The sequence below is a fragment of the Pelagibacterium limicola genome, from assembly GCF_015694405.1.
Taxonomy (GTDB): domain Bacteria; phylum Pseudomonadota; class Alphaproteobacteria; order Rhizobiales; family Devosiaceae; genus Pelagibacterium; species Pelagibacterium limicola.
The window spans coordinates 319,321-329,784 of sequence record NZ_JADQDB010000002.1 but is presented as its reverse complement, the minus strand read 5'-3'; the positions used below and the strand labels follow the sequence as shown (position 1 = coordinate 329,784).

General features: G+C 62.4%; 9 protein-coding genes. 6 read left to right on the top strand and 3 right to left on the bottom strand.

Features of this window, described 5'->3' with window-relative positions:
• Positions 1–54 precede the first annotated feature (54 nt).
• From I2G20_RS04540 to I2G20_RS04530, 3 genes are all read left to right on the top strand, one after another.
• Entirely contained in the window at positions 55–1,200 is a 1,146-nt protein-coding gene (locus I2G20_RS04540) for a fumarylacetoacetate hydrolase family protein (RefSeq protein WP_196258493.1), read from the top strand.
• 86 nt (positions 1,201–1,286) lie between these two features.
• Positions 1,287–2,210, top strand: coding sequence for a pseudouridine-5'-phosphate glycosidase (locus tag I2G20_RS04535; protein WP_207747536.1), 924 nt, complete (start codon positions 1,287–1,289; stop codon positions 2,208–2,210).
• Positions 2,211–3,092: a carbohydrate kinase family protein gene (locus I2G20_RS04530; RefSeq protein WP_196258492.1), complete on the top strand. Its 882-nt coding sequence runs from the start codon at positions 2,211–2,213 to the stop codon at positions 3,090–3,092.
• Positions 3,093–3,096: 4 nt separating this feature from the next.
• Here the strand turns inward: I2G20_RS04530 and I2G20_RS04525 are convergent, their stop codons facing one another.
• The 3 genes from I2G20_RS04525 to I2G20_RS04515 form a co-directional block, all read right to left on the bottom strand.
• Positions 3,097–4,026: an electron transfer flavoprotein subunit alpha/FixB family protein gene (locus I2G20_RS04525; RefSeq protein ID WP_196258491.1), complete on the bottom strand. Its 930-nt coding sequence runs from the start codon at positions 4,024–4,026 to the stop codon at positions 3,097–3,099.
• Positions 4,023–4,772, bottom strand: a complete 750-nt coding sequence (locus I2G20_RS04520; protein WP_196258490.1) for an electron transfer flavoprotein subunit beta/FixA family protein — start codon at positions 4,770–4,772, stop codon at positions 4,023–4,025. Before I2G20_RS04520 ends, I2G20_RS04525 begins: the two co-directional genes overlap by 4 nt.
• A gap of 98 nt (positions 4,773–4,870) precedes the next feature.
• Positions 4,871–6,154, bottom strand: a complete 1,284-nt coding sequence (locus I2G20_RS04515; protein WP_196258489.1) for a glycosyltransferase — start codon at positions 6,152–6,154, stop codon at positions 4,871–4,873.
• 143 nt (positions 6,155–6,297) lie between these two features.
• Between I2G20_RS04515 and argC the strand changes: the two genes are divergently transcribed.
• The 3 genes from argC (at position 6,298) to I2G20_RS04500 (ending at position 10,452) form a co-directional block, all read left to right on the top strand.
• Positions 6,298–7,350 carry an N-acetyl-gamma-glutamyl-phosphate reductase gene (gene argC, locus I2G20_RS04510; protein WP_196258488.1) on the top strand — a complete coding sequence of 351 codons (1,053 nt, stop codon included), beginning with the start codon at positions 6,298–6,300 and terminating at the stop codon, positions 7,348–7,350.
• A 175-nt stretch (positions 7,351–7,525) separates the two neighbouring features.
• Positions 7,526–8,740 (top strand): LL-diaminopimelate aminotransferase, encoded by a 1,215-nt coding sequence (locus I2G20_RS04505; RefSeq protein WP_196258487.1) that lies wholly within the window; start codon positions 7,526–7,528, stop codon positions 8,738–8,740.
• Positions 8,741–9,105: 365 nt separating this feature from the next.
• Complete coding sequence (locus tag I2G20_RS04500; RefSeq protein WP_196258803.1) at positions 9,106–10,452, top strand: homoserine dehydrogenase; 1,347 nt, start codon at positions 9,106–9,108, stop codon at positions 10,450–10,452.
• The last annotated feature ends 12 nt before the right edge of the window (positions 10,453–10,464 follow it).

Here is a 10,464-nt window from a genome sequence, read left to right as displayed (position 1 = left end):
ATCGCCGGTCCGATCCGTTATGGTCCACACCGCGAATCCTCGGGGGAGAAACCGATGAATTTTTGGAATGAGGGAACCTGGCTGGGCCGGGCCCGAATCGGAAGCGCGCCGCTGCCGCGCGTCGTTACCGTGCGGGACGGGGAGGTCATCGACATCACCACAAAGGCCGCGCCTACGGTGCGCGACATCTGGGAAATGGACGATCCTGTCGGCTATGTCCGGAACGCGGGGGGCGAGAGCCTCGGGAACGTCGATATCGTGATGGCCAACAGCGTCGCGAAGGAAGGTCGGCAGACCCTGCCGCATCTCCTGTCGCCGGTCGACCTCCAGGCGGTCAAGGCCGCAGGTGTGACCTTTGTCGTGAGCCTGCTCGAGCGGGTGATCGAGGAACAGGCCAAGGGCGACCCGGCAAGAGCGGACGCACTGCGGGGGGAGATTCTGGAGTTGGTGGGCGCCAATCTTTCAGAACTCGTTCCCGGCTCGGACGCAGCGGCGGCGGTCAAGGAAAACCTCATCGCGCGGGGCATCTGGAGCCAGTATCTCGAAGTCGGCATAGGGCCGGACGCCGAAATCTTCACCAAATGCCAGCCACTGGCCAGCGTTGGGTATGGCGCCGATATCGGACTACATCCGATCTCGAATTGGAACAATCCGGAGCCTGAGATCGCGCTTGCCGTGAACTCTGGCGGGCGGATTGTGGGCGCCACGCTGGGTAACGACGTCAATCTGCGCGACGTGGAAGGGCGCTCGGCCTTGCTGCTGGGTAAGGCCAAGGACAACAACGCATCGGCCTCGCTCGGCCCCTTCGTACGCCTATTCGACGGGACTTTCGGGCTTGAGGACGTGAAATCGGCTGAAGTCACCCTCGAGGTCAGAGGGCCGGACGGATTTCTGCTCGAAGGGACCAGCCGTATGAGCGAAATCTCCCGCACGCCTGAATCCCTGGTCAAGGCCGCGTTGGGGCCGCATCACCAGTATCCCGACGGTATGGTGCTCTATCTCGGGACCATGTTCGCGCCGGTCAAGGATCGAGACGGCCCCGGCAAGGGCTTCACGCACAAGATTGGCGACGTGGTGACGATTTCTTCGCCCAAGCTCGGCGCATTGGTAAATACCGTAAGGCTCTCAACCGAGTGCCCGCCATGGACGTACGGCTCGCGGCAGTTGATGAGGGATCTTGCGGCCGAAGGGTTGCTTTAGGGAAACCATGCGCAGGCGCTTTGCTTGCAGGCCGGCGTCGGCTGTGGTTCTGATAAGTTTACAGATACTGCTGCAAGAGGTGCCATATGAGTATCCATGCCCACCTCGCCATCAGCGAGGAAATCGGGGCGGCGCTGGCCGAGCACAGGCCCATCGTCGCCCTTGAATCGACGATCATCACCCACGGCATGCCCTATCCCCAGAATCTCGAAATGGCGATGGCGGTGGAGGATGTCGTGCGCGAGAACGGCGCGATTCCCGCCACCATTGCCGTGCTCGGTGGCAAGCTACGCGTCGGGCTGGGCGGCGAGGTGCTGGAAACGCTGGCACGGACGGGCAGGGAAGCGGCCAAGGCATCCCGGCGCGATCTCGCTGCGCTGCTCGTTTCGGGCAAGACGGCCGGAACGACGGTCGCCACGACAATGCAGATCGCCGATTTGGTGGGAATCAGGGTGTTTGCCACCGGAGGGATCGGGGGTGTCCATCGCGGGGCCGAAACCACGTTCGACATCTCCGCCGATCTGCGCGAGCTTTCCCAGACTCCAGTCGCGGTTGTCTGCGCGGGTGCGAAGTCCATCCTCGATATCCCCAAGACGCTCGAAGTGCTGGAAACCAACGGCGTTCCGGTGATCGGCTATGGGACCGATGTGTTTCCGGCCTTTTTTGCCCGCACGAGCGCATACGGGGTCGATTATCGCCTCGATACGCCCGGGGAGGTAGCAGAAGTCATCGCCGCGCAACGTGAGCTCGGGATGCCGGGAGGCTTGCTGATCGCGGTTCCCATTCCCGAGAAAGATGCCATCGACGGCGCCGAGATCGAGGCAAGTATCGCCGCAGCGGTCGCCGATGCCGAGGATAACGGGGTAACGCGCAAGGATTTGACGCCTTATCTCCTCAACCGGCTGTTCGAGCTGACCGGGGGCAGGAGCCTCGAGGCCAATATCGCGCTGGTCAAGCATAACGCGATGGTGGCGGCTCGGATCGCCGTGGCGCTATCGGCCCGGAACTGAATGAGCGGGCGCGTTCTCGTCATTGGCGACGTTATGACGGATATTTCCGTCGTGCCGGACGGCCCAATCGTGCGGGGAAGCGACGTTCGCGCCGTGATCCGGCAGGTGCCGGGCGGTTCAGGAGCAAACCAGGCGGTGTGGCTGGCTGCCAAGGGCGCGGATGTGCTCTTTGTCGCGCGGGTCGGCGCAGGCGATCTTCCGGGGCTCGAAGGCTATTTCGGGGCGCGGGGCGTGATGACAGCGCTGGCAGGCGATCCCGATCTGCCAACCGGCACGCTGGTTTGCCTCGTCGATAGTGACGGTGAGCGAAGCTTTCTCACCGACAGAGGGGCCAATACGGCGCTTTCATCGGCCGATCTCCCCCAATCGCTGCTCGAGAACGTCAGTCTGCTGCACGTCTCGGGATATTCACTCTTCGAGCCAGGCCCTCGGGCGGCAGTGCTGGCGTTGATCGCGGCGGCGCACGCCTCAGGGATAGCCGTCAGTATCGATCCGGCCTCCACCGCTTTTCTCGCGGAGGTCGGTGTAGCGAATTTTCTCGCATGGACGGCCGGGGCGGATTTCTTCTTTCCGAATGCTGAGGAAGCGGCGCTGCTCGCCGAAGTGGATTCGCCCTACCTGCAGATCGAGGCCCTTGAGGGCTACTACAAGACAGTCGTACTCAAGCGCGGTGCGCTGGGGGCGATGCTTGGAGGCGGTGGGAACGAAATCATCTCGGTGCCCGGACGGAAAGCCGAGGTGGTCGACACCACTGGAGCAGGCGATGCCTTTGCAGGCGGTTTTCTTGCTGCCCACCTTCGGGGCGAGGGACCGCTCGCCTGTCTGGAGCAGGCAGCGGAGGCCGGCGCCGATGCCATAACGCGGATCGGCGCCCAGCCGTAATTCATTAAAGCGCCTTGGTGAGTTCCGGAACCGCCTCGAAGATGTCGGCGACAAGGCCATAATCGGCGACGGCGAAGATCGGGGCGTCTGGGTCCTTGTCGATAGCGACGATGACCTTGGAGTTCTTCATGCCCGCTAGGTGCTGGATCGCGCCGGAAATGCCCACGGCGATATAGAGATCGGGGGCGACGACCTTGCCGGTCTGGCCCACCTGCCAGTCATTGGGGGCGTACCCGGCATCGACGGCGGCGCGGGATGCGCCGATGGCGGCGCCAAGTTTTTCGGCCAATGGCTGAATGATCGCGTTGAACTGCTCGGCCGAGCCGAGCGCACGGCCGCCGGATACGACGATCTTGGCGCTCGCGAGATCTGGTCCCCCGCCGCCGGCGCTTTCGCGTCCGACAAAACGCGATGTGCGCATCGTCGGGGTGAATTCGACCGTTTCGACCGGAGCTGATCCGCCTTCGCCAACCGCATCGAAGGCCGAGGCGCGGACCGTGAAGACGATCTTGTCCGCCGTTGCCTCAACGGTTTCGATGGCGGCTCCGGCATAGACGGGGCGCTCGAAGCTGTGCGCAGAGAGCACCTTGGTGATTTCGGAAACCTGCATCACGCCGAGGAGGGCCGCGACGCGCGGCATGATAGACTTACCGTACGTCGTCGCGGGCGCACCGAGATGACTGTAGGCCGCAGCCACAGCTACGACGGCCTCGGACACCGGTTCGGGCGCGCCATGCGCGAGGCTTTCGTGATCGATGAGCAGCACCTTTTCGACGCCCTCGAGCTTTGCTGCACTCTGGGCAATGCCGGTGGCATTGTGTCCTGCAACGAGGACGTGGATCGGCGCGCCGATTTCCAAGGCAGCCAAAACCGCACGGGCGGTGGCGCCGAGAAGGGCAGCGTTGTCGTGCTCTGCGAGAATAAGCGTCGTCATATTACGCGCGCCTCGTTTTTGAGTTTATCGATCAGTTCTGAAACCGATTCCACCCTGGATCCCGGCTTGCGGCCCGGCGGAGGCAGGGTCGAGGCGATCCTGAGGGTCGGCTCCAGCGCGACGCCGAGGCTTGCGGCGTCGATCTCCTCGAGGGGCTTTTTCTTGGCCTGCATAACGCTTGGGAGCGATGCGCGGCGGGGATTGTTGAGGCGCAGATCGGTTGAGATCACCGCAGGGAGATCCATCTCGATGGTTTCAAGGCCGCCATCGACCTCCCGCGTGACCCGGACGATGCTGCCGTTCATCTCGACCTTTGAGGCGAACGTCGCTTGTGGCCAGCCGAGCAGGGCCGAGAGCATCTGGGCAACCTGTCCGGAATCGCCGTCAATGGCCTGCTTGCCCATGATGACGAGGTCAGGCTGATGCGTTTCAACGAGCGCTTTCAGAATCTTGGCGACGGCGAGCGGTTCGACCGGGCCGTCGGCCTTGACCAGAATGGCATCGTCGGCCCCCATTGCGAGCGCCGCGCGCAAGGTGTCGGTTGCCTGAGCCGGGCCAATGGAGACGGCAGTGACAGTCTGCACTATCCCCGCTTCCTTCAGCCGCGCGGCCTCTTCGACGGCGATTTCGTCGAAGGGGTTCATGGACATCCTGAGATTGGTGAGATCGACACCCGTGCCGTCAGGCTTGACCCTGACGGCAACGTTGGCATCGAGCACGCGCTTGACCGGTACGAGTATCTTCACGGCGTTCTCCAGACAGACGTTCACGGCCTCGAGGTGAGGCGTGGGTGAGCTTTATACGTTCGGGCCGACATTGAAAACGGGCGGTTGGCCGCAGGATGTCAGGCGGTGACGCCCGCCCGCCGCTGCTGGTAGTTGGACATGACGCGCTCAATGACGCTGATGGCGTTGCCGGTTCCGTCCTCTGCGCGCAGTTTCTCTCCCACGGCCTCCGCGTTACGTGCATATCCCACGTTGGATTCAAGTTCGCCCAGGGCCTCCGCGAGCAATGCTCCGGTCAGTTTGCGGCGGCGGACCGGCTTCGGGCCACAGCCCAACTCGTAGACGCGGCGTCCCCAATACGGCTGATCCACGGTTTGCGGCACGACAAAAGTCGGCAGGCCCAGATGCAGGCCAGCGGCCGTCGTGCCTGCGCCGCCGTGATGGACGACGCCGCGAACGTGCTTGAAGAGCTGGTCGTGCGGTGCACGCTCGATCACGTAGACGCTGTCGGGGAAATCCTCGCGGTGGTTGATTCCGCCCCAACCGCGGGCGACGACGACGCGCCCGTCCCAGAGGCGCATCGCTTCACGAAGTATTTCCGTGTTGCGGTCGGCGCCAAACGGCATCGAGCCGAAGCCCACATAGATCGGCTTGCGACCGGCTGCGAGGTAGGCCTTGAACTTTTCGTCCGGCTCCCAGCCGGAGCGGTCGGGCAGCAGCCAGTAGCCCGTGACGATCGACGTGTCGGGCCAATCGCTTGGCCTTGGCGAAACAAGTTCGGAAAAGGCGTTAAGCACCCAGAGCGGACGCCCGTCGGTATCCTTGAAAAAACCGCCCTTCTTGCGCGGCTCGAGATTCATCAATTCGCGGCGAAGCTTGTTGCGCGGCAGATTGTAGTAAATCTGCTGCACGGTCATGGTCGTATAGGTCAGCTTGTTGATCGCGCGCCCGAAGGTCGGCGTATAATGGACGCAGAGCGGGAACTCGCTCGTCGCGTTGAGCGGTTGCAGCGCAACGACGATTGCAGGCACATCGAGCGCCTCGGCAATATCGACAGCAAAGCTGGTGTTCATATGGAAGAGGATTACGTCGGCACCCTGGCACATGTCCCAAGCGGCACGCGCGGCGCGATCGACGATCTTCTGGCCCTGCCGGAGCAGGGCGGGGGCGTTGGCGAGAAAGTTCTTGCTCATCGCCTGGTCGAACTGGGATTGGGTGACGAAGTCCTGAATGGAGGACCCCAGGCTGTGGAACTCGATTCCATAACTGGTGATCAGGGATTCGAAATCGTCGCTCGATCCCAGCACGACCGAATAGCCGCGCGCCTTCATGGCCACCGCAAGCGCGAGATAGGGCTGAACGTCGCCCTGCGTGCCGATTGTGGCCATCGCAATGCGTCTCATCTACACCCCACACTCACCCACGAATAGGGACGGATTGCTCTGCCTCCCCGGCGCTTTGGGCCATTTACATTGTGCCGGCACGGCAGTAATACGGCCCCTCGCAACAGCTTCATTTACACAATCCCGTATTGAGGGCAAGCAAGATGCAACCGCCAGTCAAAGCCGCACTTTTGGGCGCTTCCGGTTATACCGGGGCCGACCTGCTGCGCATTGGCGTGCGCCATCCGGGCCTTGAATTCGTGGCGCTTACCGCCAATACCCACGCGGGAAAGCCTATGTCCTCGGTCTATCCTCACCTCGCTCATGCGGGATTGCCGGACCTGGTTGCCAATGAGGATGTCGATTTTTCCAAAGCCGATGTCGTCTTCTGTGGTCTGCCGCACGGGACCAGCCAGAAGCTGGTTACCGATATCGTGCAAGCCAATCCCGGCATCCGTGTGATCGATATGGGTGCCGACTTTCGGTTCCGCAACCCGCAAGCGTATGCCGCCACCTACGGCGCCCAGCATATCGCGCCGGAAATGCAGGAAATGGCCGCATATGGGCTGACCGAGCACAATCGCGACGCGATCCGGAAAGCAAGGATCGTTGCCTGCCCGGGGTGCTACCCGACGGCGGCGCTCCTGGCGCTGCTGCCGCTTATCCGGACCGGGGCGATTTCGAGCGACGATCTCATCATTGATGCCAAATCCGGGGTTTCGGGTGCCGGACGCGCGCCCAAGCAGAATACCCTCATGGCGGAGGCGGGCGAGAGCGTGTCGCCTTATTCGGTGGGCGTGCATCGCCACGCTCCCGAGATCGAGCAGGAATTGTCGCGGGCCTGCGGATCGGATGTGGTGGTCAACTTCACCCCGCACCTTATCCCGATGAGCCGGGGCGAGCTGGTGACAGCTCACGTCAAGCTGGGCAATGCCACCAACGCTGACGACCTGCGCGGGGTACTGCAGCAGGCCTATGCCGGTGAGCCCTTCGTGCGGGTCGCCGAGAAGGGCGAATTGCCCGCAACGGGGCACGTTCGCGGATCGAATTTCTGTGTCATCGGTGTCTTTGACGACCGGATCGCAGGGCGTGCCATTGTGATTGCGGTTCTCGACAACCTGGTCAAAGGGAGCGCCGGACAGGCGATCCAGAATTTCAACGTGGCGTTCGGTTTTGCCGAGGCAACCGCTATCGAGGCTCTGCCGCTCTTCCCATAGGGAAGGAGAGGCAGGGCCGGTAAAGACCACGGGCGGTGGCCCGGCCTGCCAGGCAACCCCGTTCACACTTTGAACATCATGATGTTGAGATAATATCCCGAGCGTCGGCTGGGCCTGAGTGCCGCCGCAAAGCCGGGACAATACGGGGCCACAAGCGCGCCCCATCGAGGAACCAATGAGCGAAGAATTCCATCGCATCCGCCGCCTGCCGCCTTACGTTTTCGAGCATATCAATCCGATCAAGGCCAAGGCCCGCGCGGACGGGATCGATATCATCGACCTCGGCATGGGCAATCCCGACCTGCCGACTCCCCAGCACATCGTCGAAAAACTCAAGGAGACGGTCAAGGATCCCCGTACGCATCGCTATTCGTCGTCGCGCGGCATTCCGGGGCTGCGCAAGGCGCAGGCGTCCTATTACGGCCGCCGGTTCGGGGTAAAGCTCGACCCGAATACGCAGGTGGTAGCGACGCTCGGCTCCAAGGAAGGCTTTGCCAATATGGCACAGGCCATTACTGCGCCGGGCGATGTCGTCCTGGTGCCAAACCCGACCTATCCGATCCATTCGTTCGGTTTCATCATGTCGGGAGGGGTTGTCCGTTCGATGCCGGCCGATCCCAACGAGGACTTTTTGCGCTCGCTCGACAGGGCGGTGCGTCATTCGATCCCCAAGCCGATTGCCTTGATCCTCAACTATCCCGCGAACCCGACCGCGTATGTCGCAGGGCTCGATTTCTACAAGGAAGTCGTGGACTACTGTCGAACGCACGGCATTTTCATACTTTCCGACCTTGCCTACGCCGAAGTCTATTTTGAGGGAGAGCCGCCGCATTCGATCTTTGAAATTCCCGGGGCAATGGATGTTGCCGTGGAGTTCACCTCGATGTCCAAAACCTTCTCGATGCCCGGGTGGCGCATGGGATTTGCGGTGGGAAATGAGCGCCTGATTGCGGCTTTGGCGCGCGTCAAATCCTATCTCGATTATGGAGCCTTCACGCCGATCCAGGTGGCCGCCGCCGCAGCGCTCAATGGTGATGATTCCTGCATCGAGGAGATGCGCAAGGTTTATAAGCAACGGCGCGACGTCATGGTCGAGAGCTTTGGCCGGGCAGGGTGGAACATCCCGGTTCCCGCCGCGACGATGTTCGCATGGGCGCCGATTCCCGACCAATTCGCCGATCTGGGATCGCTCGAATTCGCCAAGCTGCTGATCAGGGAGACCGGGGTCGCCGTGGCGCCCGGTGTGGGCTTTGGCGAATATGGCGACCAGTATGTCCGCCTTGCCTTCGTCGAGAACGACCAACGCATCCGGCAGGCGGCAAGGGCGATAAAAAAGTTCCTTGGCGGCTCGGCTAGCGGCGGGAACGTCGTGAAACTGCAGAAGGCGTAGGATTTTCTCCCATACTTGGATGGCACCCGGGACCCATTTCCGGGTGTCGGCATGAAATCGGCCGGATGCCGGAGCATGGTGTGAAATCGCTCTGGCTCCCGGGACTGCACCTGTGAGCAACTGCTCCCATTCTCGCCCTTGACCGAATAGGATTTTTCCTATTGATCTCCTGCACGCAATAGGAATTTGTGTGCAGCATGAGTGATATCGAGTCGTTCAAACAGTCCATCGAGACTTTCCTTGCAACGCATAATTGGACCCCGACGCGCTTCGGGCGCGACCTTGCGGGCGATCCGCAGTTCGTTTTCGATCTGAGGGATGGGCGCGAGCCGCGCACTGATACGCGTCAGCGCATCATCGCGGGAATGGCACGGTATGCCGAGCAGGTCGAACTCGAATCCAAGCCGCTCCGTGTGGGTATCGCAGGGCTTGGTACCGTTGGGGCGGCGCTTATCCGCATTATTGCCTCCGACGCCAACGCGATTTCACGCAAGCTGGGTCGGGATATCGTGATTTCGGCCGTAAGTGCGCGCTCGCGCTCGCGGGACAGAGGCGTCGACATTTCCGGGATCAACTGGATCGACGATCCCGTAGCGCTGGCGCGTTCGCCAGAGGTTGATTTGTTCGTCGAGCTGATGGGCGGGGAGGATGGCCCTGCACTCGCTTCGGTGACGGCGGCGCTGGAGCGCGGTTGCCCTGTCGTCACGGCCAACAAGGCTCTGCTTGCGCGGCACGGCGTAGCCCTCGCGAGACTTGCCGAGGAGAACGACACCCAACTCGGTTTCGAGGCCGCTGTAGCGGGCGGTATTCCGGTCATCAAGACCCTTCGCGAGGGGCTCGGCTCGGCCACCGTTACGCGCGTCTATGGGATCATGAACGGGACGTGCAATTATATCCTCACGCGGATGGGCGCCGAGGGAATCGGGTTCGAGGAATGCCTCAGGGATGCACAGGCGCTGGGCTATGCCGAGACCGACCCGACGTTCGATGTGGAGGGGTACGATACCGCACATAAGCTGGCGATCCTCGCGAGCCTCTGCTTCGGGACGGAAATCGCTGCGGACCAGGTGTTCGTTGAGGGCATTTCCCGGATCACGCAAGCCGACATCCGGGTCGCAGCCGATCTGGGCTATAAGATCAAGCTCCTGGGCATGGCGCGCAAATCGGATCAAGGGATAGAACAGCGCGTGCACCCGACGCTCGTAAGAAAGACCACGGCTATCGCCGGTGTCGACGGCGTGCTGAACGCCGTGGCGCTCGAGACCAACCATGTGCAGGAATTGCTCCTGGCCGGGCCGGGCGCGGGGGGCGACGCTACCGCAGCATCCGTTTTGAGCGACATTCTGGACGTGGCTCGAGATACCTGGGTGCCGCCGCTCGGCGTGCCCGCAGCAGAACTCAAACCGTGCGAGCGCGCGCCGATGCGGGTGCACGAAGGGGGCTATTACATCCGCCTCAATGCCCGCGACGTTCCCGGTGCGCTGGCCGCCATCGCAACACGGATGGGTGAAAGCAACATCTCGCTCGAAAGCGTGATCCAGCGCCCCGATCTCAGGGCCGTCGAGCCGGGCGTGGATGCCGAAAGTACGCGGACGGTCGTCCTTATCACGCATGAAACCATCGAGAGCGCAGTGCGCGAAGCGTTGACGCGTGTTGCGGGAGACGGGTTCATCGTTGGCCAGCCCCAGTTGATCCGGATCGAGGAGTTCTAGAGCCGGGTCAAA